This window comes from Deinococcus misasensis DSM 22328, from assembly GCF_000745915.1.
GTDB lineage: Bacteria > Deinococcota > Deinococci > Deinococcales > Deinococcaceae > Deinococcus_C > Deinococcus_C misasensis.
Map to the genome: position 1 here is coordinate 112,268 of NZ_JQKG01000006.1, position 25,081 is coordinate 137,348.

Below are 25,081 nucleotides of genomic sequence, written 5' to 3' on the forward strand. Positions count from 1 at the left end.
AATCCTCCAGAATCTGGAGGACCTTTCTTTGCCTGTCAGGTTTTATTCTACAGCCAATCCAGCCCGAATCCAGCCCGAGGTGCCCCCCATCAGGTTCAGCACGGGTCCAGAGAGCACCTGTGTGAGGTATTCGCTGGCCATCTGGCTGCGCCCTCCGGCCTGACACACCACAATCAAGGGGGTTTGAAAAGAAGTGGTGTGATTGGGAATGCTGCTGAGGGGAACGTTGCGTGCGCCGGGCAGGTGGCCCGAGTTGAACTCGTCGGGTTCGCGCACATCAATGATGGTTGCGCCCTGTTCCAGCCAGTGCTGCACTTCGTTGGGGAAAATGTCTTGATGCATGGTTTTCATCCTTTCCGTGTGGGTTGCTGGGCCTGTTTCCACTGCAGGATGCCTCCTGTCAGGTTGTAGACCTGTTTGCCTTCGCGCATCAGCAGACGGGCAGCCTGTGCACTGCGCATTCCGCTCTGGCAGTACACAATCAGGGGTTTCTCGGGCAGTTTGGAGAGTTGCCCGGCCAGATCGGAGAGGGGCACAGACAGGCTTTTGGCGATGTGTTCCTGTTGGTGCTCTGGGCGGGTGCGCACATCCAACAGAACAGCGCCTTTTTTGTGCAGCTCAAGGGCCTGTTCAGGGGTGATGGATTCAGGGGCGCGGAGGAGGTTTTTCAGCCATTGCAAGAAGGGATTGGGCATCGGGTGCTCCTTGTGAACAACCCTATTATACCCCTAGGGGGTATAATGTCAATCCTGATCCCTCTGCATCATCCAGGGTCAACGCAAAGTCTGAAGTTTGGCAGGCCGACTGAGAAAGCGGTCAGCGGTCAGCCATCAGGGATCAGTGAAAAGCGGATCCAGAGGCTTTTGCTTTCGAGAGCAGCAAGACCAAAAGGCCAAGCTCCATCAGGTTTGGCAAGCTCAACCGACTGGAAGAAGACTTTCCTTCTGGCTGACGGCTGAACGCTGACGGCTCTTTCTGTTTGCATCGCCCGAACAGCGACTTTGTGTCTACCCTCCTGCATCATCCCCTGAGGAGCTTCATCACCTTGACGATTTCCGCTGGATTTCCCTCTCCAGAGGCCTGGCACTCGGTGAGGTACTTTTCCATCACCAGATCACCGGTTGCACTCAGGGCACTCTTGATTCCCGAAAGCAGGGTCAGGATTTCGGTGCACGACCTCTCCTCGTCAATCATTTTGTGGAGGCCACGGATCTGGCCTTCCAGACGGTTGAGGCGGTTGAGGATTTTCTTTTTCTGCTCATCTTGGACGACGGTCATGAAACCATTATATACCCCCTCTGGATATGGAGTGTGACGTGTGGGTGCTCTGGACGGAAAGTGATAGACTGTTTTAAACTTGAGGTTCGCCCGTTGGGGCAGCACAGGGAGGTCGTATGCTCAACATCTCAAAAGACGTGATCATTGGCATTGCGGGCTTCACCTTACAGAACGTGAGTGGTGTGAAGTCCCCATCCAAATCCATCCGCGTGGAACGGGAACAAGACCAGGTGACCCTGGATCTGGGCCTCACCATTGGTTATGGCAGCAACCTGCTGAAACTCTGCTCAGAAGTGCAGCGTTCGGTGGCTGAAAATGTAGAATTGATGACCGGACTGAAAGTCCGTGCAGTGAACGTCACGGTTCAAAGCGTCGTCGAGTGATTTGCAAGTCTCAGGGTCGTGGACAACATGTCCACGACTCTTGATGTGTCAGAAAGGGATCCCAACAGTGTCAGATCAAAACCGCAGACAGAAAAACCAACCCACCGGTTCTCGCAGAAACTCCAGAGAGTTTGCCTTCCGGGTGATTTTCGAGGCCCAGCAGGGCAAGCAGGACATGCAAGACACCTTCTCCCGTGTGTTGGCGGCTTCCCGTCAGGGCGACCATGAAGTCTACCCGGAACTGACCCCCGAGGCCGAGGAATTCGCTCAGGACCTCGCCCTGACCTACGACAGCAACCGCGACGCTGTGGATCAGGTGCTCCAGATGAGCATCACCGGATGGACCTTCAGCCAGATGCCCCAGACCGATGTGAATGTGCTGCGCATCTCGGCCACCGAAATGCTGTACTTCCAGACCGACGCCCCGGTGGTCATTGAAAGCGCCATCCGCATGGCCCGCCGTTTCGGCACCGATGACTCTGGCCGCTTTGTGAACAGTGTGCTGGACAAACTTGCAAAAGGCCTGCAAGACGGCAGCATCCCCAAACCTGTGAAAACCCGTTCGGCTGAATCGGACATGGAAGAACACGAAGAACCTCTGGAGGATGAAGCGTGATTGAACTGACCGGAGCCCCTGCTGCCGAAAGCCTGCTGCAACAAGCCCGAGACCGCATGCAGAACCTTCCTGTTGTGCCCCACTTGCATGTGGTGCGCCTCGGAGAAGACCCGGCCAGTGTCAGTTACGTGCGCCTCAAAGACAAAAAAGCCAGAGAAATTGGCCTGCAATCCACGGTGCATGTCCTGCCTGAAGACACCACCGAAGCGGCGTTGCTGGCCCTCATCGACAACCTGAACGGGTCCAGAGATGCCCACGGCATTCTGGTGCAGTTGCCTCTTCCTTCGCACATCCATGCCCAGACAGTGCTGGAACGCATTGCCCCTGAAAAAGACGTGGACGGATTTCACCCGCGCAATGTGGGAAAACTCTGGCTCGGACAGGAAGCCCTGCTGCCCTGCACCCCCGCTGGCATCCTTGCCATGTGCGACCACTACCAGATTCCCCTCTCGGGCAAGCATGTGGTGATCGTGGGACGCAGCAACATTGTGGGAAAACCTCTGGCCGCCCTGATGCTGTCCAGAGATGCCACCGTGACCGTTGCCCACAGTCGCACCTCCAACCTGCCAGAGATTGCCCGCACCGCAGATGTGCTGGTCGCAGCAGTGGGCCGTGCTGGAACCATCACCCCGGACATGGTCAAACCCGGTGCTGTGGTGCTGGATGTGGGCGTCAACCGCAAAGACGGCAAACTGGTTGGCGATGTGGACCCTGCTGTGCGTGAAATCGCAAGTGCCCTCACGCCCGTTCCCGGCGGAATCGGTCCCATGACCGTGGCCCACCTGATGCTCAACACCGTGGTGGCCGCCGAACGACAACAATGAACCTTGCGGACCTGCTGGGCAACCTGTGGCTCTGGACGGGCTTTGCTGCTGCAACGCTTGCACAACTGTTGAAGGTGCTGCTGGCCCTGATCTTTGAGCGCAGGTTCCGTCCCGGTCTGTTCATGGAAACCGGAGGGATGCCCAGCAGTCACACGGCTCTGGTCGCAGCCCTGTGCACCGGACTGGCTTACACCCACGGGATGGGCCACCCGGTTTTTGCTGTGGCGGTGGTCTTTGCCAGCATCGTGATGTACGACGCCACAGGCGTGCGCCGATCCGCAGGAATGCAGGCCAAACTCCTCAACGAACTGATGGTGGAAATCCGCGAACTGGTCCGTGAAGGGTTTGCCCCCCAACCCCTCAGGGTGCTCCTCGGGCACACCTATTTTGAGGTGGCGGTCGGATTGATCCTCGGGATTCTGGTGGGCTACTTCAGCTTCAAGTGGTTTTTCGTGCCTGTGGCCTGAAACCACAAAAAACCCACCAGAGGAAATGCTCTGGTGGGTTTTGTTTTGCAAGTTTACACAGCAGATTTGGTGCTGTCGCGGGCTTTTTCCAGCAGCTCTTTCAAACGTTCACGGGTGAAAGGGCGTTTGCCTTCCAAGAGTTCACCGTGGTGTTCATGCAGGTGCCAGTGTTTGCTGCCCCCATGCAGACGCAGGCTGATGCCTTTGTCTTCCACGTGTCTGGGGCTCACCGCCGCCAGCAGCAAGGTTTCCCCTCTGGCATTTTGCACAGAAGCACTGGCAATGATGGTGGGCAGGTCGTAGCCGCGTTCCATTCGATAAATGTAATCGGGGAAGTCGGAGACTTTCACGAAGGTCAATCCCAGCTCTTGAGACAGTTCTTGCATCCAGCCAAGAACGTTGGTCCACAGCACATAAATTTTCTGGGTATCTTGCATGATACCCAGAGTATAGCATTTGTGCTTTATCTCCCAAGCTGAACGTCCCTTGCCAGAGTAGGATCAGCCTAGAGTCTGACTTTTGGCAGGTCACTTGAAAAAGCGTTCAGCCCTCAGCTTTCAGCAAAAAGCTCACCTTGAGGCTTCTGCAAAAAGAAAACAAAAAGACAAAAAATGAAAACCACTCAGACTTTCAGGTCAAAAGGCATCCAGAAAACTGTCCTTATGTCTGACGGCTGATCGCTGATGGCTCTTTGTGTTGGCATGACCTGACAGCGACTTTAGGCTTACCCTGCTTGCCAGAGTCCCAGCCCAACACCTTTCAGCGGCAGTCTGCTGTGTAAGAGCTTGCCTGAAAGAAACTGGAGGTGTCTCCGCCCACCGAGGTGGTGCGCACATACAGGTCATAAATGTTGTGCTCTGGACGCACCACAATGCCCTGGACACCAATCTGGTTCTGGTTCACCGTCACGGTGTTTTTGAAGGTTCCAGAGTCGTCTCTGGACAGGAAAATCTTGAGGGTCCCCACCGCATTGCTCAGGCTGACAGCGTCCCCTTTGCGAATCAGCATGGCTTCATAGCTCTGGATGTTGCCGTACGTCTGGAACGAGAAATCATAGCTTCTCTGGTAGGTGGGGCAGTACCACGCTTTGATGTTGCCCGGACGGCCATCTTCGGTTTCAAAATCAGAGATCACCAGGGTGCAGGAACTGAGGGATGCGGCCAATACAGAGAGCATCAAAAGTCTTTTCATGAAGACAGCATAACAGCGGTTTGTAACAAATCATGCGGTTTCGATCTGAATTCTTGCTTCAGGGAGTTCTCAGGGAAATCTCAATGTCAGTCCACTGCAACCTGTGAACTTTGATCAACAGCGACTTTAGGCTTATCCATCACGTGTCCTGCATACGCACAATCCATCATGCAAGTCCGAAATCGGTATAAGATAATCCGGTATGAATCTGAAAGATGCGCTGAGAAGCGCCGTACAACAGGCCATTGCGCACCACGGGCAAGATGTCGAGGTGGCGATTCAGGACACACCCGCCGACAAGCCCGGAGACTACGGTACGCCCGTGGCCTTCCAACTGGCCAAAGCACTCAAGAAAAATCCTGTGCAGATTGCCGCTGAAATCAAGGAGCGCATTTCACTCCCTGTGGGCATTGCCCGAGCTGAAAATGTGGGGCCTTACCTCAACTTCTTTGTGGATGTCCCCAGTTACGTCAAAGGCCTCACCGAAGAGGATTTTGTCCCAGAGCAGAAAACTGGCAAGGTGCTCATCGAGCACACCTCGGTCAACCCCAACAAGGAACTGCATGTGGGGCACCTCAGAAACGTGGTGCTCGGGGATGCCATGGGCCGCATTTTCAGGGCCAATGGTTACCCTGTGGAGATCCAGAATTACATCGATGACACCGGTAGACAGGCCGCAGAAAGCCTGTTCGCCAGAGGTCACTATCAGGCCGAGTACACAGGCACCCCCAAGTACGACCACTGGCTTGGAGAACTGTACGTGCGCCTGAATGCCGACCCCCAGAAAGCCGACCTCGAACCGGGCATCAAAGAGGTCATGCACAAACTGGAGGCCGGAGAACTCCGCACCGAAATTGAAGAAGTGGTGCGTTCCCACCTCGAAACCTGCCATGCTCTGGGTGCCGAATACGACCTTCTGGTGTGGGAATCCGACATTGTGGGCAGTGGCTTCTTAAGCAAAGCCATGAAGATCCTCGAAGAGAGCCCGTACTGCTCCCATCCCACCGAAGGCAAGTATGCAGGATGCTTCGTGATGGATGTGTCCAGTTTCATTCCCGGACTTGAAGACCCCATGCTGGTCCTGATCCGCTCGGATGGAACGGCCACCTACACCGCCAAGGACATTGCCCAGCAGTTCTGGAAATTTGGCCTCTTTGAAGGGCTGGATTACCGTCCCTTCACCCAGGAACCCAGCGGAAAAACCCTTTACACCACCCACCCAGAGGGTCAAAAAGCCGATTTCGCCCATGCCTCCCGCGTGATCAACGTGATCGACTCCCGTCAGGAATTCCCCCAGACCGTGGTGAAAACCGCTCTGGCGATTGCCGGGCATCAGGAAGCCTACCAGAACAGCTTCCACCTGTCTTACAACACTGTGCTTTTGGAAGGGCAAACCATCTCTGGACGCAAAGGCATCACCGTCTCTGTCGATGAGGTGCTGGAAGAAGCCAAAACCCGTGCCATGTCGGTCATCAAGGATCTTGAAGCCAAGCGGACCACTCCATATGTTGATCCTGAAGAAGTGGCAGAAAAGGTTGCTCTGGGTGCCCTGCGTTTCACCATCCTGAAACCCGAGCCCACCCGCCAGATCGATTTCCGCTGGGATGCTGCTCTGGCCCTCAACGGAGACACCGCCCCTTACGTGCAATATGCGGCGGTGCGTTGTGCGACCATCATCAAAAAAGCACAGGAAAACGGCATTGGTTTTGACGGTGCAGATTACAGCAAAGTCACCGATTACGAACTGGAACTGCTGAAAGTGTTGGCCCGTTACCCTGAAGTGCTGGACATGGCCATCCGTGACACCAGTCCCCACCATGTGGTGCAGTACGCTCTGGACCTCGCCACGGCCCTCAACGGCTGGTACAACAAAAAAGACAAGGAAGGCAAAGCGGCCACCCGCGTCATCGATGCAGAGGCAGGCCTCCGTGAAGCCCGTCTGAACATCGTGCTCAGGGTTCGCAAGACCTTAGAGCAGGTGCTCGGGACCCTCGGGATTGGTGTTCCTTCAGAGATGTGATCTTGAACAATTACACAAACCCCCAGAACCTTCTGGGGGTTTCATTTTGGCAATTTGGTGATTCAGGATCATGCAGGATTCAAGGCTCCATCTGTTGCAGGCCACACCCGATTCCGTCCAGAGTGTTTGGCCTGATACAGGCACTGGTCGGCTTGCTGAATCAGGGCTTCAGGGGTCTGGTCATCTGAGCAGGCATAGCCCACGCTGGCGGTCACCCAGAGGTCTGGCTGGATCTGGTTCCATGGGTAAGTGGCAATGGCATAGCGCAACCTTTCACAAGCTGCATGGGCATTTTGTGGCTGCAGGGTCAGAACCAGCAAAAACTCCTCACCACCGTAACGGATCACCAAGTCGCTCTGGCGGCTGTGGTGTTTCAGCAGTTGCCCGAGGTGCCTCAGCACTTCATCGCCTGTCTGGTGCCCAAAGCGGTCATTGATGGTTTTGAAGTGGTCGATGTCCAGCAGCACCACCGTGTAAGGGGCTGGGTGGCTCTGGTAGCGCGGAAGGTGCAGGTCCAGAGCCCTGCGGTTCAGGACCCCGGTCAGGGGATCCAGATGGGCCAGAGAATGCAACTGTGCGGTCAGGATTTCGAGTTCCTGAGAGCGCAGTTTGTGCACTTCCGCTTCCAACAGGGCCTGTTGAAGTTGCATGCGCGCCTCGACGGACTGTGCCCACCATTTGGCCCGCTCATGGGCAAAGCGTTTGTGCAACTGGTGGGCGGTTTTCAGACTGACAATGGCTCCAATCTGGTCGCCCAGTTTCTCCTGACTCTCGGCAAGCAGTTCATAAGCCCGAGCAACCTTGTCTTTGAGGCCCGCGTTTTGTGCGTCCTGCAAGCTGCTGTCCAGCAGTTCGATGGCCTGCTCATGCTGGTTTTCCCTCTGGTAAGCTTCGGCCAGGGTGAGCAGGGCTTCCAGCCTGAGCCACGTGTAATGCATGATGTCTGCGATGCCCAGAGCCTGATGGAAGGAAACGGTGGCCTGTTCAAAGTGCCCCTGTGCTTGCAGGATCTGCCCCCTGTAGAGGTGGATCAGACCTTCCAGACCGGGAAAATGGATTCGGACAGCCCGTTCTTCGGCTTCTTCCAGCAAGGCCAGAGCCATCTGTTGGTGGGTGTGCATGTCTTCATCGGGCAGCAAGCTGAGCTGGTGGTGCCCGTAAGCCAGTTGGGTCAGGGTTTGCTCAAACCAGCAGGGATCGGCAAACTCGGTGTGTCTGGTCCGCACCTCTTCCAGCACCTGCAAGGCTTTGTGCGGTTCTCCCATCCCAAAGTATGCAGAGGAGGTCTTGTACAGGGCCCGCAATTTCTGGTCTGCATTGCCCAGACGAAGCACATGTTCCAGCTGGTTGATGGCCTCTTCAAAACCGCCCAATTCATTGTGGATCACGGCCAGCTGCCAGTAGGCCTCGGCACTGATGGTGAGGTCCTCAGGCTGGGCAGCAATGGTCTGGTAAAACGCCTCCACTGCATTCTGATAATCCGAAACCATGTAATAAGCATCACCCAGCACCTGCAAAGCCGCTGCCTTCTGGTCGCCTTGCAAATGGGGCAGCAAGGGTTGCAGCAACTGAAGGGTTTGTTGAGGTTCGGTGTGGCACAGCTTTCTGGCCTGCTCGATGATGGGCTCGGGATCGGAACGCATGAGAGCCTCCTGTAATGGTTTTACTTTAAACCAGAGGCTCTTGCAGGATTCTTTTTGAATGTCCTGCAGGATTGTTTAGGGTTTTTCATGGCCTCTGGAAGCCGCCCTCTGAAAGTCCTGTTCATAGGCAGGGGAGAGGGTTTTGAACAAGCGGTCCCAGAGCAGGGTGTAAAACCCGAAATTGTGGTGGGCGTCCTGATGGTGCTCTGCATGGAAGGTGCTGGTGGAAATCTCTTTCAGCACAGGTCTTTTGATCCATGCCACAGGAAAAGGTTCCACGCCCACATGACCCAGCAGACCAAAAATCACGTTGAAGGTCAGGTACACCACCATGCCTTCGATGGTGGCTGGATAAACCCAGACGGCAAAGAGCCAGAGGAACCCGAACCCCAGCACTTCCAGTGGATTCAGCACAAACAGGGTCAGGGGCCTCGGGTTTTCGTATTTGTGGTGGGTCAGGTGTGCCCAGGGGTAGATTTTCGGATGGTGGGCAAGCCTGTGCAGCACGTACATCCCCAGATCCATGCCCAGAAAGAACACCACAAAATCCAGCAGCACCCTGAAGAATGTCGCAGGCAAGGTTTCAATCCAGCCGTTTCGCCACATCCACAGGCCCAGTGCCGTGATCAGGGTGTTGAGCAGCACCGTGGAGCAGGCAAGACCCACTTCTGTGCGGGTTAAGGGAGGGGGAACATCTGCCACCCGATGGTTCTGGTTCAGTCGGATGATCCCCTCTCCTGCAACCACACAGCCCAGCACAATCATCACGTTCCAGAGCAATCCCCACAAACAGGCTTGCAAAAAAGGCATGTTGAACAGTGCATCACTGATCTGCTGGATGAACATGCTTCCAGTGTAAGCTCAGATGCCCCGTTGCACCTGAATTTGCCCCAGATTTTCGGCGTCCAGCAGGGCTTGAAAATCCCTCTGGTTGACCTCTGCGTATTTCAGGGCGAACTGGGTGACTGCATTTGCAAAACCATCATCCTCACCCAGAAAACCAGAGATCAAGGTGGCATCTCCAGAGCGGGCATGGGCTCGGGCCAGAACATAAGCGCACAATTCGCTGTATTCTTTGAGGTCCTTGTCACTGAGGTCCTCAATTTCAATGCTTCCCTTGCGGTCCCGCAGTTGGCGCACGTAATAATGGCTGTTCCTGAAAGTGGTCCATCCCAGAAAGATGTCGCTGGTGGCCTGCATGAGTTTTTGACCTGAAACCACCCGTTCTCCGTGATGGGCATGAACGCTTTTCCCCAGAGCCGCTTCCAGGGTGCTCGGGAAGGCTGGTTTGAGTTGCAGGATCAGGGTGTCTCGGGTGTCCTGACCCTGCATCAGGGCCACGTAGACCTGTCTGCCTGCACTGCTGACCCCAGTCAGGCGGTATGCTGCATCCACAAAATGGTATTTTCCGAGCAGGAAATGCCGGTCCACAGGCAAACTGTCCAGATACTCCCTGAACAGGTGTTCCAGACGGACCCTCAATTCACTTTCCTGCACAGGCTGGAGTTTGGGAGGATCTGACTTGAATTTCCACTGTCCATCCTGCAGCACAGCCATTTTTTCCAGTGCCTGTTGAGGGGGCTTGTTGGCTTTCTTGACGCTTTTTTGCATGTGGTCTCTGGCATGGTTCAGGATGTCCAGCACCCGATCAGCATCCACATGGTGGTACCAGACCTCCAGATGGGTTTGACCTGCAAAATCCTGAATGTGCTGCTGATAAGACCGCAAGGCCGCCAAAGTGATGCTCTGTGCCAGACTGTCACTGAATCCGAGGTGCTTCGCCGCAACCGCACAACTGGCCGCCAGTCGGTACAGGTCCCATTCAAAAGGACCGGGCAGGGTTTCGTCAAAGTCGTTCAGGTCAAACATCAATTGCCGCTCTGGTGAGGCGTACAGGCCAAAATTCCCGAGGTGTGCGTCTCCACAGAGTTGGACGGTCACCCCTGAGTTGGGAAGGTGGGACAGATCATGGACCATGATGGCAGCAGAAGCCCGATACAGGGCAAAAGGGTCTTCCAGCATGCGTCCGTATCGGATGGGCAGGTATTCAGCAAGCCGCCCGGCATTCTGAACCTGTTGCAAATTCAGCGTTTCTTGAAGGCTGCGGTTCACCTGAAAGGATTCCAGTGCACCCAGCTCAAACCGTGCACGAAGGTCTTTTCCAATCTGCAAGCGCTCAGCAGGGGAGAGGTGAAAATTCAAAGTGTTTTGAGTGGTCATCGGAAACCTCCAATGTCAACGATTTTAAAGGTTGCCCTGTGCCGTGTCTGTTGTGCTTGTGGCAGCATTCGGTTTGGGATGTGCTTCTGACCCTTGTGGAACTTGCACTGCTCCTGTACGTTAAAGCGGTGAGTGCTTATCCATTGTGTGCTGTGACCGCCCGTGCTCTGGGTGAAAATCCCCTCGGGAGTGCCCCCCATCCCCATGCTCTGGTGGTGGTGGCGGTGCCTCCTGCCGATTGGAAGCTGTACCGTGAATTTGACCAGATGACCCCGGAGGCCCAGGAAACCCTGCGCTCTTTGAAACAGCCTCCCACCATTCTGGCCCTGAACTCCGATCCCCATTACACCCGAGCAGGTTATGTGTTTGTGGCCCGTCTGGATTGGACCCCCTCTGGAATGCACACACAGGCTTTTATGGTGGCAGAGGCCAACCTGCCAGAGGCCTTCGTGGCCTTGCTGCAAGAAGACTGGAACACCCTGTCGCCATGGGAAATCGATGCTCCTGAGCGGATGATGCTGGTGTGCACCCACGGCAGCCACGACTCGGCGTGTGGAAAACTCGGGTATCCCATCTACCAGCACCTCAGACAGCATGCTCCTGCTGGAACGCAAATCTGGCGGGCCAGCCACATCGGAGGGCACCGCTTCGCACCCACCTTGATTGATTTGCCAGAAGGCCGGGTGTGGGGTTTTCTGGACCAGAAAACCGCCATGCAGGTGCTGGAACGCTCTGTTCATCCTGCACAGCTCAGGGGACAACTCAGGGGCTGGATGGGCTTGCCCCCTTTCGCGCAGATTCTGGAAGGCGAAGTGTTTTTTCAGCAAGGCTGGGACTGGATTCACCAGCACCGCATTCTGGAACTTCATGCCATTGAGGGCGAAGTCACCAGCAAACCATTCCAGCAGAAAAACCCTGCCAGAGTGGTGAACATCGAGCTCAGCACGCAGACAGGGTTGTACTCAGGGGTGGTGGCGTACAAAGGCACAGGAAAAACCGCCCTCAACTCAGGCCATGTGCCTCTGGCCGACATCCACCAGTACCGGCTGGAAAGCCTGCATCACGAAGGCTTCTGAGCGTAAAACAAGGTGCGTTTGAAGCCGAAAAACGCTGTTTCGCCCGGATAACGGGTTTTCAGTTCGGCCAGCACCTCCTGCAAAAACAGGTCCCGATGCGGCTCTGGAAGCTGATCCATGATCGGGACCAGCAGGGTGCCTTTGATCCACTCCAGCATGCCTTCTGCTCCAGCAACCACATGGGGGTAAACCTTCTGGTAGCACTGGATGTCCTTGCCCCCCAGATCATGCAAAATCTCGGCGTACTGTTCCAGAGGCAGCACATGGCGGTGGGCTCCGCTCGGGTGCACAAACTCACGGTAAGGGTCCCTCTGGATCACTGTTCGGGCGGTCTGGTAGGTGAAACTGTCAAAATTGCTGGGCAATTGCACGGCCAGTTGCCCTCCGGGTTTGAGCAGGTTCCACATGTGGGTCAGCACACCAGGATGGTCTTCCAGCCATTGCAGCACGGCATGGGAGAAAACCACATCAAATGCCCCAGAGGTTTCCCTGAGGTCCTGCATGGCAAATTGCACCTGATCTGAGGCCAGAGGTGCCGCTTTGACCAGCATCTCTGGGCTGACATCCACCCCCAGAACCTGCGCATCTGGATACACTTCCAGCAGTTTGACGGTCAGGGTTCCGGGTCCACAGCCCAGATCAATGATCTGGGGCTTTGGTGCAGGTTTCAGGTGTGAGATGAGGTCAAAGAAAGGGGCTTCGCGTTCGTTTTGAAATTTCAGGTACTGATCAGGGTTCCAGGTCATGCCTGCAGGTTAGCATGACCCAAAATGAGAGTGTTACCACTCTGGTGGTAACACTTCGTACAGACTTGGCAGTGCTTGGGGTGCTTCTTGTTCTACAAGGAATCGGGCTTCATCAGCGTGATTCCGGTGTCGGTGTGGATCAGGCGCAGCAAGCGGTTGGCACGTTCCACAAACTGGTCCATGTGTTCGTAGAGGTACACAATCCGGCCACTGGACAGATGCACCTGCAAGCAACCTTCTCCCAAATCACGCAGCAACTGGATGTGGGTGACGTTGATCACATCCAGTCCAATGGGACCATTGGCTTCCAGGGCAACGTTGGCAAAAATCAGCATAAAGAGAGTTTAACAGGAAAATCCTGACAGGTGCCTCAATGGCGACACCTGTTGATCTTGTCCTTTCACTCACTCGATTCTTTAAGACCTTCCAGATATGCCTTGATGGATTTTGCTGCTCCGGTGCCCACTCCCGGCACCCTTGCAATTTCTTCCAGAGATGCAGCTTCCAGATCTTGCAGGCTTGTGAAATGCTCCAGCAAAGCCTCCTGCCGTTTCTTGCCAATGCCGGGCAGGTCATCAAAAATGCTCTTGAACATGCTCTCTCCACGCAACTTGCGGTGGTAGGTGATGGCATAATTGTGCACTTCATCCCGCACGGCAATCAGCATCCTTAAAGCAGGATGGGTTTCTGAGAGCAGGAGCTCACGGTTTTTGCCCACCTCTGTCCCGGAGTCCAGCCACCACTGCGCCCCATAAATCGAAGGCAGAATGATCCGCTCTTCGCGTTTGGCCAGACCGATCAAAGGCACTTTGATGCCTGCTTCTTGCAGGGCGTCCAGAGCTGCATTCACCTGACCCCGGCCTCCGTCAATCAGCATCAGGTCAGGCACAGGCAACTTGTCCGAAAGGGAACCCGTGAAACGGCGGTACACCGTCTGGCGCATGCTGGTGTAATCGTCTGGGTGTTCCAGACCCTGCACCTTGAACCTGCGATGCTGTCCTTTGCGGGCACGTCCTCCCTCAAAGACCACCATGCCAGAGACAATGTGCGTGCCAAACAGGTTGCTGTTGTCATAGCCTTCAATGCGCCAGGGACGGTCTGGCAAAGCCAGAACTTCCCGCAAGGCTTCCAGACCTGGATGGTCGCCCCGTTTTTCCAGAAGCAACAGTTCGGATTCCAAACTGTTTTGGGCATTTCTCTGGGCCATCTCGATCAGGTCGGTTTTTTCACCCCTCTGGGGGGTGCGCAGTTCAATTTTGCGCCCCACCTTGTTGCTCAGAAAATCTGCCCAGAGGTTCTCGTCTTCCAGTTCGGTGGGCATCAGGATCAAAGGGGGAATGTGGGTCACTTGCGTGTAGTAATCCTGCAAGAAGGCGGTCAGGATTTCCTCTGGGCTGGATTCTGCTGCACCTGAAAGGAAACGCTTGTCCCGGCCAATCACCCGACCAGAACGCATCCGGAACACCTGCACCATGGCGTACTCCCCGGCCACTGCAAAACCCAGAAAATCGAGGTCTTCCAGACTCATGCTCATGGCATGCTGCTCTGCGCCGAAAAGTTTCTCCACGGCCTGCATGCGGTCCCTGAGTTTTCCGGCCATCTCGAAATCCTTCTGCTTGGCCGCTTCGCGCATCTGGTTTTTCAGGGATTCGGTGACTCTGGAAACTTTGCCTTCCAGCAGGGCTTTGACATCCTCCACGATCTGGTCGTACTGGGCTTTGTCGGCCCTGTTGACGCAAGGGGCCAGACACCGTCCCATGTGGTAATTCAGACAGGGACGGGTTTTCTTTTGCATGGGGTAACCGCTGTTTTTGCGCAGGGCAAACATTCCGTCGATCAGGTTCTTTACCCTGTGCACTGCGCCAGCGTCTGGATAAGGCCCATAATAAGACCCGCCATCTTTGATGACCCGTCGGGTGACCAGCAGGGTGGGGTAAGCCTCTGCAGTGAGTTTCAAGAAGGGATAGTGCTTGTCGTCTTTGAGCAGCACGTTGTAATGGGGCCGATGCTGCTTGATCAGGTTGGCTTCCAGCACCAAAGCTTCCATCTCATTGCGGGTGGTGATGAAATCCAGACTGGTGGCGGTTTCGGTGATTTTGCCGCTTTTTCCACCTGCTTTGAAGTGGCTGGTGACGCGGTTTCTCAGGACTTTGGCTTTCCCGACATAAATGATGGTGTCTTCCTTGCGGAAGATGTACACGCCGGGTTCGGTGGGCAACACAGGAAGGTCGTCGAGACGCACCTTTTCATTTTACATGTTCTTTTACGGTGGAAACGTAAATCTTCTGCCAGTGGAGGGTAGGCACAAAGGCGGACGTTTCATTTCAGGAGAGGGTGTGTTGGTGGTCCTTGCTCGGAAAAGTTGCCAGTCTACAGTGGACAGTTCACAGCAAGTAATTTTCGTACAGGACATTCCATTGCGGTCAACATCATTGGTGAAATTGCACCAGATCATGGAGATCCATCACCTCTAGAATCATAAAGATAATACTTTCACAAACAAAATAAAAAAGACCATAAATCACAAACGCCCCAATTTCTGTACCCACCAATCAAATCCGGTATAGTGGTCCAATTGCTCCCCAGAGCACCCAGAGAGGTCCCCATGTCTGCAACCCCTTCCAGAGCCCTGTTGCCTCCCATTCCTGCAGCCTTGACTGCCATGCTTTCCATTCAAGCCGGTGCAGCATTTGCCAAATCGCTTTTTGTCACCATTGGACCTCTGGGCACCACCAGTTTGCGGCTCACCCTTGCGGCCCTTTTGCTGGCGGTCATTCACCGCAAGCCCTTGCAACAACTGAACCCGCAAGCATGGAAAGCCATCGTGCCTTACGGTCTGATGCTGGGCCTGATGAACCTGACTTTTTATCAGGCCGTAGAGAGGCTTCCTCTGGGTCTGGCTGTCACCATCGAATTTGTGGGTCCTCTGGGTGTGGCGGTCTGGAGTTCCCGCAAAAAGCTGGATTACCTGTGGGCCTTGCTGGCCGCTGTGGGAATCCTTTTGATTTCGCCCTGGACACCGGGCAGCAATGTGGACCCCATCGGGGTGATGTGGGCTCTGGCTGCAGGGGTCTTCTGGGGTCTGTATATTGTGGTGGGCCAGAAGGTGAGTCAGCAGGTGTCTTCCAGACAGGCCGTGGCTGGAGGCATGATCATCGCCTGCCTGTTGCCGCTTCCCATCGGACTCTTTCATGCAGGTGCAGACCTGTTTTCCCCTGCGGTTTTGCTCTCAGGGCTGGTGGTGGCTGTGCTGTCCAGCGCACTGCCCTATTCTCTGGAGATGGTGGCCTTAAAAGCCCTGCCTGCCCGCACTTTTGGCATCCTGATGAGCGTTGAGCCTGCCATTGCTGCTGTGCTGGGCATGGTGTTTCTGAAGGAACACCTGAACACCCTGCAATGGCTGGCAATCCTGTGTGTGATCTCTGCAAGCATCGGCTCCACGCTGGGTTCCAGAAACAGCACATCCGCTGAAGTGCTGAACTGAAACAGGCGCAAGGCGGTCAGGTTGCGGATGTGTGGCTCTGGGATTCGTGCCAAAATGAACAACCATGAATGCCGTGCAGACCCTTTCACAAGCCATTGAACAGCAAGGAGGTCAATGTTTTCAGGTCGGAGGTGCCCTGCGTGATGAACTGCTGGGCCTCTCCAACAAAGACAATGACCTGCTGGTGACTGGCCTTGCTGCCCAAACCCTGCTGGACATTCTGCCGGGCAAAGTCGGACAGGTTGGCCTTTCTTTCGAAGTGATCAAAGTGACCCTGCTGGGCGAAACGGTGGATGTGGCCCTTCCCAGAGCAGGCCAGACCCTCGAAGAAGACCTGTGGCACCGGGATTTCACCATCAACGCTCTGGCCAGAAACAGCAGGGGAGAGGTCATTGACCCAACTGGGGGCTTGCAGGACCTGCACCACCGCATTTTGCGCATGACTTCACCTGCGGTGTTTGATCAGGACCCCCTGAGGCTCCTGAGGGCCGTGCGTTTTGTGGCCAAACTCGGGTTTGATCTGGATGAAGCCACCCGAGCGACCCTCATTCAAAAAGTCCACCTGCTGCAAAACGTTGCTCCAGAGCGCATTCAGGAGGAATGGTGGCGCCTGCTGTCCTGTTCCAACGCGGACCATGTGCTCAAAGCGCTCAGGTTGGCCCGTGACACGGGTCTTCTGGTGCAGGTGTTTCCAGAGTTTGCCCCTTGCATCGGGTTTGAGCAGCAGAATCCACACCACCACCTGACCGTGGATGAACACATCTTTGCAGCGGTGCACCATGCAGTGCAGCACCAGAAGTCCTTGCGAACCAGACTGGCACTCTTTTTCCACGACATCGCCAAGCCCGAGTGTTTTTCGGTGGGTGCAGATGGAGTGGGCCACTTTTACGACCACGAATACGTTGGGGCCAAAACCACCCGTCAAATCCTGACCCGCCTGAAGTGCTCCAACGACACCACCTTGACGGTCACTTCGCTGGTTCGCAATCACATGCGCCCCCCTCTGCGTCCTTCCAGACGTGCCCTCCGCAAATTCATGAACGATCTGGGGGAAGCCTGGGAAGATGCTCTGGAAATGCGCGAAGCCGATCTGGCCGCCCACATCGTTCCAGAGGGCTTTGACCCTGTGGCATGGGCCGTCCAGATCCGTGAAGAAGGACGCACAATGCCTGCTGTGGCCACCTTCGATGAACGGCAACTGGCCCTCTCGGGGCATGCCATCATGGAGGCTTTTGGCGTCACAGGTGAGGGGGTGGGTCGCTTGAAAAAGCTGGCTGTCCAGCAGGTCATCGAAGGCGAACTGGAGAACGACCCCGAGGCCATCCTCCAGTTTCTGAGAAGTCAGGTTTGATGGAAGTGCAAGTGCTGTTCAAAGCTTTTTGGAAAACCAGTTCAACCAGTTCTGGTATTTCACTTTTTCTCTGGCTTCTGCAGGCAAGAGGTCAAAAAACTGCTGCAGGTCCGTCAGGTGCCGGAGTTCTCTGGGAGTGCGTTCCATACCGAACCCTCCATCCAGATCCGACCCGAGGCCGATGCGGTCCCATCCCACCATATCGGCCATGTGCAGGGCGTGGGGCACCAGATCTGCAAAGGAAACCGCATCTTTGGGCATCCCTTTCACAAAACCATGCTTGATGAAAGAGCTGAACAGCACCAGACCGATCATCCCATCCAGTTCAGCGATTTTGCGGATCATGCTGTCTGAAAGGTGACGGTCGGTGGGCACCAGACTCTGACAGTTGGAGTGGGAGGCAATCACCTTCTGGTGCAACTCCACTGCCTCCCAGAAAGCCTGTTCAGCAAGATGGGAAGCGTCCAGAGTCACGCCCAGTTCACGCAGGGCATGCACCATCTCGACGCCTTCCGGGGTCAAGCCACCCGGAGATCCCGTTCCGCCCGAGAAACGCGTCCTGCCCCACGCCAGACCCACCACCCTCAGGCCGTCTTTGTGCCACACCTGCAAATCCTCTGGATTCAGCAGGGGATCTGCCCCTTCCATCAGGACAATCACGCCCAGAGGGCTTTCAGGGGTGTGGGTGTCCCAGTGCTGCTTCACTTCCTGACCCGAAGTGAGGATTTTGATGTGCCCATCGTCCTGCCACCGCAAATACTGGTCCAACTGCTTTCTGGCAAGTCCTCGGGCTTCCAGAGGGGTGGTGTAACCCTCTGGATCATCGGTGCTTTTGGGGTAAGCCCACAAAGTGCCGAGGCAAATTCTGACCCCTGCCTGTTTCAGGGAAGGGAAATTCACGAGGGTGGTTTCGTCATGGTAGGGTTGCGGCTCAGGTCGGGTCAGGTCCCGGCCCTGAATGGCATTGAAAGCCAGATCAAGGTGCGCGTCGAAAATCACGGTTCAATCTAACACGGCCACGAAGGGCTGGACAGTCTATGCCGTTCACGCTATGTCCAAGCTGAAAAAGGTTTGCTACCATGCCTCATGCACCCTCAAAAAACACTGACGGCTGAAGAAAAAACCGCATTGCTTCAAATCTTGCAGACCCGCTTTGAGAAACATCCCAAACGCCATCCCGAGCTGCTCTGGAGTGACGTGCAGACCAGACTGGAAGCCCATCCTGACAAACTCTGGTCTTTGCAGGCCATGGAAAACACCGGAGGAGAACCGGATGTGGTGTCCATCGGTTCACCAACTGGAGAACTGGTCTTTTTGGACTGTGCCCCAGAGAGTCCCGCTGGACGCCGCAGCGTGTGTTATGACCGACCTGCACTGGAATCCAGAAAATCTGCGGCACCAGAGCACAACGCTCTGGACATGGCAGCAGAAATGGGCATTGTCCTGCTCACCGAAGAAGAGTACCACCTGCTCCAACAGTTCGGGCCCTTCGACCTGAAATCTTCAAGCTGGGTGCTGACCCCTCCAGAGGTGCGCAAACTCGGGGGTGCCCTTTATGGAGATTGCCGTTATGGTCGGGTGTTCATTTACCACAATGGGGCACCCAGTTATTACGCTGCTCGGGGCTTTCGGGGGTCTTTGAGGCTGTAAAAATCTCGCACCATGAAAACATGAAAAAGCCTCCCCAGATGTCCTGAGGAGGCTTGCAGAGAAAATTTACCCTTTGACCGTCAATCCGAGGTGGTCCAGCACCCCATGCAGGTCGTGGATGGCGTTCTGGTCCTTGTGGGCACGGTCAATCCACAGGGCCTGCATGCCTGCTTGCTGGGCGGCTGCCACGTTTTCCAGTTTGTCATCGATGAACAGGACCTCTGAAGGCTGGTTCCCCAGCAACTCGGCCACTCTGGAAAAGACCTCCAGATCAGGCTTGTGGACGCCCAGAGAGCAACTGGCAAAAGCATGGTCGATCAGGCCTTCGATGCCCAGAGCGACCAAGGTGGGGGTCATGCTTGGGAGGGTGTTCGACAGAATGGCTGTGGTGTACCCATGTTCCCTGAGGGTGATGAGCACCTGCTCGGTGTCCTCGTAAGAGCGCAGGAACTTCCAGTAGGGAAAGTACTCGCAGATTTCTTGCGCGGTGGAGAGCGGAATGCCCATGCGTTCAGAGAGTTCCTGACAGTACACCTGCCAGAACAACTCCTCGTCTTCATGGGTGCGCAGTTTGGGCCAGTCGGCGTCGCTTTTGGCCCATTGCTGCTGCATGGATTTCAGGATGTGCCGGGTGTCCAGCTCTGGGTGCAGGTGCTGGACATGTTTGGCGGCTTCTAGGTAAACGGCTTGATCGGAATATCCGAGGGTTTCGTCGCGGTCAAAGAGGATGGTTTTGATCATTCAGGAAGGGGGAAAGCTGCGGCGGAGCGGGGAGGAAGGGACAGGTGCAGGTAGCCGCCAGAGCCGCTGAGTTTGGCATCCTGACCGAACAGGTCCTGGGTTAAGGGGGAGAGCACGTTCATCTTCAGGCTGATCGTGCGTCGTTCCTTCCCATTGTGCCATGCCACCAGCACCTTTTCTGTGCCCGATTGGCGAATGAAAAGTAAGAGTTCTTCCGAATAGACACCGGGCACATCAAGCAGTTGCAAGGTGCCTTTGTTCAGGGCTTCACTGCTTTTGCGCACTTCAATGGCTTTGCGGGCCACCTCAAAAGTGGCTTTTTCGGTGTCGGTCCAGCTTTCAGGAAAGCGCATGTCACGGCGGTTGTCTGGATCATTGCCCCCACGCATGGCGATTTCGGTTCCCTGATACACCACAGGAATGCCCCGAAGGGTCATCAGTGCCCGGATGCCATAACGGGTGCGGTTCACCCCTTCGGCTTCAAACAGGTTCCCAGAGGCGAAACGGGCCACATCGTGGTTGTCCAGGAAAATGGCCAGTTCGGCGGGATTCACGTACTCTTTGTCCTGTTGCAGAATCGAGCGGACAGCCGTGAACCCTGCCCCTTTCATGACACTCTGGTTGATGGCCTCCCGCAGCGGAAAATCAAACACACTGGTGAAACCCAGCTTCTGGTAAGAGGCCACCTTCTGGACACTGACCGTTTCAAACACTTCCCCGAGGGTGAACACCCCGTTCTGTTTGTCCTGTGCCACCAGGTCTTTCATGAAGCCTTCAGGGACGTGCTTGATGGCATCGTAACGGAAGCCATCCACCCCGAGGTTCTTCCAGAACAGGGCATTGTCCAGCAAAAACTGCTTGACTTCGGGGTTGTCCTGCTTCAGGTCGGGCAGGCCAGAGAGGGGGCAGTACACATCGTTGTTGCCCAGCTTTTCACAGCCGGGACCCTGAAACCACTCGGGTTTGGTTTTGGGCAGGGTGGCCTCGTACCCGGTGTGGTTGATCACCTGATCAAGGATGATTTTCATGCCGTTGTCTTTGAGGGTTTTGACCAGATTCTCAAAGTCAGAGAGGGTGCCAAAGTGGGGGTCCACATTGCGGAAATCCTCAGGCCAGTACCCGTGGTATCCGGCGGTCCCGAAGGAATTTTTGGCTTGCTGGGTGTACACCGGAGTGAGCCAGAGGGTGGTCACCCCAAGGCTTTTCAGGTAAGGGATCCGCGCCTGAATGCCCTTCAGGTCTCCGCCATGCCAGGCGCGCAGGTCGTCTTTGTTCACGTCTGCGTTGTTGCTTGGGTCTCCGTCGGCAAAACGGTCCACCAGAATCTGGTAGATGACTTCGCCCTGCATGCTGGTAGCGCTTCCAAATCCGGCGCAAAGCGCCGCCAAAATCATCCATTTTTTCATGGATTCATGATAGCGGTTCTGGATGAGGGAGACAATTGGGAATGTGCACAAAATGGGTCAGGCAGAAGGCAGAAGGCAGAAGGCAGAAGGCAAAGGGTTTGCTAACGGCTTAAAACAGCAAAAAAAGATGGGCTTTAAGCCCATCTCCTCAAAATTCCAGGTCCAATTTCTGACAGATGTCTCAGGGGTTGCCGATGCCAATTCCAACTCCTCCACCAATGCCTATGGAGATTCCACCCGAGCCGTTTTCACCGCCAATGGAAATTCCGATGTTGCCAGAGCCGGATGCAGATCCAGAAGTGCTGCCTGAAGTGCTGCCTGAGGTGTTGCTTCCAGAACCTGAGGTGTTGCCTGACACAGTGCCAGTAGCACTGTTGCTCGTGTTGGTGCTGCTTCCTCCATTGGCATTCCCAGAGGTGTTGCTCTTGGCAAAAATCGACACAAGGGTGCTGGTTTTGCCTTCAAACATCACTTTCAGACTGTTCAGTTGGGTTTTGCTGTTTACCGTGCCAGAGAGCAAAAACTCTTGTTTTGTGCCGGTTTTGCTGCTCACCACAGCTTTGCTGGCCAGTTTCAAATCGCCTTTGACGGTCAGTTTGCCTTTGCTGTCAAAGGTGCCAAGGGTGTTGCCTTTGCTGTCCACCAGAACCACGGTGCTGGTTTTGAGGTCCAATTGGGCGGAACCAGAGGTGCTCTGGGCGTGTGCAGAGAAAGCAAGAACAGAAGTGAGCAAAAGGGAAGTGGATGCAATGGATGTGAATTTTTTCATGGTGTCTCCTTTCGAGATGCACCCCACTATAGGCAGTCAACCTGACAGGTCTTGCAGGAATCGGTCAAGCCTTTCTGAAGGCTGGTTTCAGGGTTCCATCACATTTGAGGCAAAGGGAGAAGGGGTTAAAATGAGAACCGCTTTGCAGGAAACTTGAATTTTCTGTTGCCCATCAAAGGAAAACCCATGGATTTTGCTTTCCAGAACAGCATCAAAGAACCCTCTGAAGTGGTGGGCCGATATGCCCCGAGTCCGACGGGCCACATGCACCTCGGGAATGCCCGCACAGCACTGCTGGCGTGGTTGCATGCCCGGAGGCAGGGGGGACGGTTCATTTTGCGTTTTGAAGATCTGGACCACACTCGGGTTCGACCTTATGCTTATGACAGCATCCGTCAGGACCTCGAATGGCTGGGTCTGGACTGGGATGAGGAACACATCCAGAGCGAGCGCCTGGACCTCTACGAGGAGGCTTTCCAGAAACTGGAGACCTATCCATGTACCTGTTCTCGAAAAGACATTCTGGAGGCGGCTTCCGCTCCACACGGAGCAGAAATGGTCTATCCGGGCATTTGCTTGCAGGGAGGGCTCAAACCAGAGCGTCCTCAGGCATGGCGATGGCGGGTTCCAGAGGTTTCAATCAGGGTGTCTGACCATCTGGTGGGGCCGATCACCCAGAACCTGCCTTATGATGTGGGAGACTTTGTCTTAAAACGCAACGATGGGGTTTTCGCTTATCACCTTGCGGTGGTGGTGGATGATGCCGACATGGGGGTGACCGAAGTGGTGCGGGGGATGGACCTCTGGACCGCCACCCCGAGGCAGGTGGCCCTGCAACAGGCTCTGGGGTTTCCCACCCCGGAATACTGGCATGTTCCTTTGATGACCGACTTTCAAGGTGTAAGGTTGGCAAAAAGAAATGGCGCACCTTCCGTGCATGATTTGCGTAATCACAACGCCAATCCAGAGTCGATTGTGTCGCAGTTAACAATGGGTTTAGGGTACGATGTACCCGGTACAATTACACCCCGTGAATTGTTGTCAAGTCCTCTAACAAAGTTAGACAATTCGTATAAGTGATTCCTTGACAACTCGCTATAGTGTCAAACATGACCCAGGAAATGAATATCCCGACCTTTGCATTGCCCGATGCCAGAGGCCGGTTTGACGAATTTGGCGGACGCTATGTCCCCGAAACCCTGATCCCTGCGCTCGACGAACTGAACCGTGCCTATCAGGAAGCCAAAGCAGACCCTGAGTTCCTCAAAGAATTTGATTATTACTTGCGGGAATTCGTGGGCCGTCCTTCCCGCCTGTACTTCGCCAAAAACCTCACCGAGCACCTCGGGGGGGCCAAAATCTACTTCAAGCGCGAAGACCTGAACCACACCGGTGCACACAAAATCAACAACACCATCGGACAGGCCCTCCTTGCCCGCCGCATGGGCAAAAAACGCATCATCGCCGAAACCGGAGCCGGACAGCACGGGGTGGCCACCGCCACCGCCTGCGCCCTGTTTGGTCTCGACTGCGTGGTGTACATGGGGGCAGAAGACATCCGCCGCCAGAGCCTCAACGTGTTCCGCATGAAACTGCTCGGGGCAGAAGTGCGCGAAGTGACCAGTGGCACCTCCACCCTCAAAGACGCCACCAACGAAGCCATCCGCGACTGGGTGACCAACGTGCGGGACAGCTTCTACATTCTGGGCTCGGTGGTGGGACCCCACCCTTACCCCATGATGGTTCGCGACTTCCAGAGCGTGATCGGTGAAGAAACCAAAAAACAACTCAAAGAATTTGAAGGCCGCGAAGTCCCCGATGTGATCGTCGCCTGCGTTGGGGGAGGCAGCAACGCCATCGGTCTGTTCGCTCCCTTTGCCTACCTCCCTGAAAATGAGCGCCCCCGCATCATTGGTGTGGAAGCCGCCGGAGAAGGGGTCACCACCGGACGTCACGCTGCCAGTGTCTCTGGTGGTAAAGTGGGCGTGCTGCACGGCTCCAAAATGTACCTGCTTTATGACAACGACGGCCAGATCATTCCGGCCCACTCCATCAGCGCAGGTCTGGATTACCCCGGCATCGGTCCAGAGCACTCCTACTATGCCAAAGCAGGCATCGCAGAGTACGCCCCCATCACCGACGATGAGGCCCTTGAAGCGTTCCAGAGCTTCACCCGACTGGAAGGCATCATTCCTGCACTGGAAACCAGCCATGCCATTGCGCAACTGTTCAAAACCGCGCCCACCCTCTCCAAAGACCAGATCATCGTGGTGTCCCTCTCGGGCCGTGGCGACAAAGACGTCACCGAAGTCATGCGCCTGATGGACATGCAACAAAAAAAAGTTGAGGTGAATGCATGAACCGCATTCAAAACGCCTTCGATCAGGCCAAAAAAGAAGGCCGCGCAGCTTTTATTCCTTACCTTCCTGCCGGATACCCCAGCAAAGAGCAGTTCGTCAAAGACGCTCTGGAACTGCTGGAGCATGCAGACCTGATGGAAATCGGTTTGCCTTACTCCGATCCCCTCGGAGACGGCCCCACCATCCAGAGGGCCACCGAAAAAGCCCTCCGCCAGGGTTTCACCATGCTGGACTTCTTTGATGCCATCAAGGCTGTGCGTGCCCAGACCGACAAAGCCCTCTTGGTCATGACTTACTACAATCCCATCCTCGCATGGGGTGAAGAAGCTTTCATTCGCGATGTCAAAGCTGCCGGCATCGACGGATTGATCCTGCCTGACCTCCCACCAGACGAAGCCGACACCCTGATTCCTCTGGCCGAAAAGCACGACATCAAACTGACCTTCCTGATTGCTCCCACCAGTACCCCAGACCGGGTTCAACTGGTGTCCAGTTCCTGCACCGGCTTTGTGTACGCGGTCAGTGTGGTCGGCGTGACCGGAGCCCGCTCTGGCGAAGCCCTCTACGAAGTTCCCGAGCTGGTCAAACTGGCCAAACAACACACCCACCTGCCGGTGGCCGTGGGCTTCGGGGTCAGCGACCGGGCCAGTGCAGCCAAAGTCGCCAGCGTCGCAGATGGCGTGGTGGTTGGCAGTGCTTTCATCAACACCATCGAAAAAGGCGGAAGCCTCTCGGGTCTGGCCCGCGCCATTCAGGAAGGCACCTTCAAAGCCTCCTGAACCTTCAAACTCAAAATTGCCCGAGGGGATTTCCCTCGGGTTTTTTGTTGCAGACTTGTTCTTTTCGCGGATCAACC

27 protein-coding genes are annotated in these 25,081 nt (G+C 55.4%); 12 read left to right on the forward strand and 15 right to left on the reverse strand.

What is annotated here, in order from left to right:
- Positions 1-42: 42 nt before the first annotated feature.
- The 3 genes from Q371_RS06620 to Q371_RS06630 all read right to left on the reverse strand — a co-directional run bounded on the left by Q371_RS06620 (position 43) and on the right by Q371_RS06630 (position 1,278).
- Positions 43-342 carry a rhodanese-like domain-containing protein gene (locus Q371_RS06620; RefSeq protein WP_034338075.1) on the reverse strand — a complete coding sequence of 100 codons (300 nt, stop codon included), beginning with the start codon at positions 340-342 and terminating at the stop codon, positions 43-45.
- 5 nt (positions 343-347) lie between these two features.
- The gene (locus Q371_RS06625) at positions 348-695 is read right to left on the reverse strand and encodes a rhodanese-like domain-containing protein (RefSeq protein WP_051963484.1); all 348 of its coding nucleotides are present in this window, start codon (positions 693-695) and stop codon (positions 348-350) included.
- A gap of 325 nt (positions 696-1,020) precedes the next feature.
- A complete protein-coding gene (locus tag Q371_RS06630) occupies positions 1,021-1,278 on the reverse strand; it encodes a metal-sensitive transcriptional regulator (RefSeq protein WP_034337848.1) in 258 nt (85 codons plus the stop codon).
- A 116-nt stretch (positions 1,279-1,394) separates the two neighbouring features.
- Here Q371_RS06630 and Q371_RS06635 point away from each other — a divergent pair, with 116 nt between their 5' ends.
- From Q371_RS06635 to Q371_RS06650, 4 genes are all read left to right on the forward strand, one after another.
- Positions 1,395-1,661, forward strand: a complete 267-nt coding sequence (locus Q371_RS06635) for an Asp23/Gls24 family envelope stress response protein (protein ID WP_034337850.1) — start codon at positions 1,395-1,397, stop codon at positions 1,659-1,661.
- A gap of 67 nt (positions 1,662-1,728) precedes the next feature.
- Complete coding sequence (nusB, locus tag Q371_RS06640) at positions 1,729-2,277, forward strand: transcription antitermination factor NusB (protein WP_245618257.1); 549 nt, start codon at positions 1,729-1,731, stop codon at positions 2,275-2,277.
- A complete protein-coding gene (locus tag Q371_RS06645; protein WP_034337852.1) occupies positions 2,274-3,101 on the forward strand; it encodes a bifunctional 5,10-methylenetetrahydrofolate dehydrogenase/5,10-methenyltetrahydrofolate cyclohydrolase in 828 nt (275 codons plus the stop codon). Before nusB ends, Q371_RS06645 begins: the two co-directional genes overlap by 4 nt.
- The gene (locus Q371_RS06650) at positions 3,098-3,568 is read left to right on the forward strand and encodes a divergent PAP2 family protein (protein WP_034337855.1); all 471 of its coding nucleotides are present in this window, start codon (positions 3,098-3,100) and stop codon (positions 3,566-3,568) included. Before Q371_RS06645 ends, Q371_RS06650 begins: the two co-directional genes overlap by 4 nt.
- Positions 3,569-3,621: 53 nt before the next feature.
- Here Q371_RS06650 and Q371_RS06655 read toward each other — a convergent pair whose 3' ends face one another.
- Both Q371_RS06655 and Q371_RS06660 read right to left on the reverse strand, forming a co-directional pair.
- A complete protein-coding gene (locus tag Q371_RS06655) occupies positions 3,622-4,005 on the reverse strand; it encodes an NADH-quinone oxidoreductase subunit 15 (protein ID WP_034337858.1) in 384 nt (127 codons plus the stop codon).
- A 322-nt stretch (positions 4,006-4,327) separates the two neighbouring features.
- Positions 4,328-4,759: a hypothetical protein gene (locus Q371_RS06660; RefSeq protein ID WP_157442572.1), complete on the reverse strand. Its 432-nt coding sequence runs from the start codon at positions 4,757-4,759 to the stop codon at positions 4,328-4,330.
- A gap of 202 nt (positions 4,760-4,961) precedes the next feature.
- On the opposite strand from Q371_RS06660, the gene Q371_RS06665 reads away from it, so the two are divergent.
- Positions 4,962-6,779 (forward strand): arginine--tRNA ligase, encoded by a 1,818-nt coding sequence (locus Q371_RS06665; RefSeq protein ID WP_034337865.1) that lies wholly within the window; start codon positions 4,962-4,964, stop codon positions 6,777-6,779.
- Positions 6,780-6,847: 68 nt separating this feature from the next.
- On the opposite strand, the gene Q371_RS06670 is transcribed toward Q371_RS06665, so the two are convergent.
- The 3 genes from Q371_RS06670 to Q371_RS06680 form a co-directional block, all read right to left on the reverse strand.
- Positions 6,848-8,422, reverse strand: coding sequence for a tetratricopeptide repeat-containing diguanylate cyclase (locus tag Q371_RS06670; RefSeq protein WP_034337868.1), 1,575 nt, complete (start codon positions 8,420-8,422; stop codon positions 6,848-6,850).
- A 75-nt stretch (positions 8,423-8,497) separates the two neighbouring features.
- Positions 8,498-9,268, reverse strand: coding sequence for a sterol desaturase family protein (locus Q371_RS06675; protein WP_034337871.1), 771 nt, complete (start codon positions 9,266-9,268; stop codon positions 8,498-8,500).
- Positions 9,269-9,283: 15 nt separating this feature from the next.
- Complete coding sequence (locus Q371_RS06680) at positions 9,284-10,642, reverse strand: DUF2252 domain-containing protein (protein ID WP_034337874.1); 1,359 nt, start codon at positions 10,640-10,642, stop codon at positions 9,284-9,286.
- An 80-nt stretch (positions 10,643-10,722) separates the two neighbouring features.
- Between Q371_RS06680 and Q371_RS06685 the strand changes: the two genes are divergently transcribed.
- Positions 10,723-11,718, forward strand: a complete 996-nt coding sequence (locus Q371_RS06685; RefSeq protein WP_034337877.1) for a ferredoxin family protein — start codon at positions 10,723-10,725, stop codon at positions 11,716-11,718.
- Here the strand turns inward: Q371_RS06685 and Q371_RS06690 are convergent.
- The 3 genes from Q371_RS06690 to uvrC form a co-directional block, all read right to left on the reverse strand.
- On the reverse strand, positions 11,703-12,464 hold the full coding sequence (locus Q371_RS06690) for a methyltransferase domain-containing protein (protein ID WP_034337880.1): 762 nt from the start codon (positions 12,462-12,464) through the stop codon (positions 11,703-11,705). The genes Q371_RS06685 and Q371_RS06690 overlap by 16 nt on opposite strands.
- A 92-nt stretch (positions 12,465-12,556) precedes the next feature.
- Positions 12,557-12,799: a hypothetical protein gene (locus tag Q371_RS06695; protein WP_034337883.1), complete on the reverse strand. Its 243-nt coding sequence runs from the start codon at positions 12,797-12,799 to the stop codon at positions 12,557-12,559.
- A gap of 65 nt (positions 12,800-12,864) precedes the next feature.
- Complete coding sequence (gene uvrC / locus Q371_RS06700; protein WP_034337886.1) at positions 12,865-14,706, reverse strand: excinuclease ABC subunit UvrC; 1,842 nt, start codon at positions 14,704-14,706, stop codon at positions 12,865-12,867.
- A gap of 363 nt (positions 14,707-15,069) precedes the next feature.
- Here uvrC and Q371_RS06710 point away from each other — a divergent pair, with 363 nt between their 5' ends.
- On the forward strand, positions 15,070-15,948 hold the full coding sequence (locus tag Q371_RS06710) for an EamA family transporter (RefSeq protein ID WP_034337892.1): 879 nt from the start codon (positions 15,070-15,072) through the stop codon (positions 15,946-15,948).
- A gap of 64 nt (positions 15,949-16,012) precedes the next feature.
- Positions 16,013-17,299, forward strand: coding sequence for a CCA tRNA nucleotidyltransferase (locus Q371_RS06715; RefSeq protein ID WP_034337894.1), 1,287 nt, complete (start codon positions 16,013-16,015; stop codon positions 17,297-17,299).
- An 18-nt stretch (positions 17,300-17,317) separates the two neighbouring features.
- On the opposite strand, the gene Q371_RS06720 is transcribed toward Q371_RS06715, so the two are convergent.
- On the reverse strand, positions 17,318-18,298 hold the full coding sequence (locus Q371_RS06720; protein WP_034337897.1) for a dipeptidase: 981 nt from the start codon (positions 18,296-18,298) through the stop codon (positions 17,318-17,320).
- Positions 18,299-18,385: 87 nt separating this feature from the next.
- On the opposite strand from Q371_RS06720, the gene Q371_RS06725 reads away from it, so the two are divergent.
- Entirely contained in the window at positions 18,386-18,949 is a 564-nt protein-coding gene (locus Q371_RS06725; protein ID WP_034337900.1) for a DUF4256 domain-containing protein, read from the forward strand.
- Between the two features lie 66 nt (positions 18,950-19,015).
- Here Q371_RS06725 and Q371_RS06730 read toward each other — a convergent pair whose 3' ends face one another.
- From Q371_RS06730 to Q371_RS06740, 3 genes are all read right to left on the reverse strand, one after another.
- Complete coding sequence (locus Q371_RS06730) at positions 19,016-19,690, reverse strand: HAD family hydrolase (RefSeq protein ID WP_034337903.1); 675 nt, start codon at positions 19,688-19,690, stop codon at positions 19,016-19,018.
- Positions 19,687-21,096, reverse strand: a complete 1,410-nt coding sequence (locus Q371_RS06735; protein WP_034337906.1) for an alpha-amylase family glycosyl hydrolase — start codon at positions 21,094-21,096, stop codon at positions 19,687-19,689. The genes Q371_RS06730 and Q371_RS06735 overlap by 4 nt, the downstream gene beginning before the upstream one ends.
- 181 nt (positions 21,097-21,277) lie before the next feature.
- On the reverse strand, positions 21,278-21,865 hold the full coding sequence (locus Q371_RS06740) for a hypothetical protein (protein ID WP_034337909.1): 588 nt from the start codon (positions 21,863-21,865) through the stop codon (positions 21,278-21,280).
- 186 nt (positions 21,866-22,051) lie between these two features.
- Here Q371_RS06740 and gluQRS point away from each other — a divergent pair, with 186 nt between their 5' ends.
- Genes gluQRS through trpA form a run of 3 tightly spaced genes read left to right on the forward strand, consistent with a single transcriptional unit; the run spans position 22,052 to position 25,004 of the window.
- Positions 22,052-22,945, forward strand: a complete 894-nt coding sequence (gluQRS, locus tag Q371_RS06745) for a tRNA glutamyl-Q(34) synthetase GluQRS (RefSeq protein WP_051963552.1) — start codon at positions 22,052-22,054, stop codon at positions 22,943-22,945.
- A gap of 29 nt (positions 22,946-22,974) precedes the next feature.
- On the forward strand, positions 22,975-24,225 hold the full coding sequence (trpB, locus tag Q371_RS06750) for a tryptophan synthase subunit beta (protein ID WP_245618258.1): 1,251 nt from the start codon (positions 22,975-22,977) through the stop codon (positions 24,223-24,225).
- On the forward strand, positions 24,222-25,004 hold the full coding sequence (gene trpA, locus Q371_RS06755) for a tryptophan synthase subunit alpha (protein WP_034337910.1): 783 nt from the start codon (positions 24,222-24,224) through the stop codon (positions 25,002-25,004). The genes trpB and trpA overlap by 4 nt, the downstream gene beginning before the upstream one ends.
- Positions 25,005-25,081: the final 77 nt, after the last annotated feature.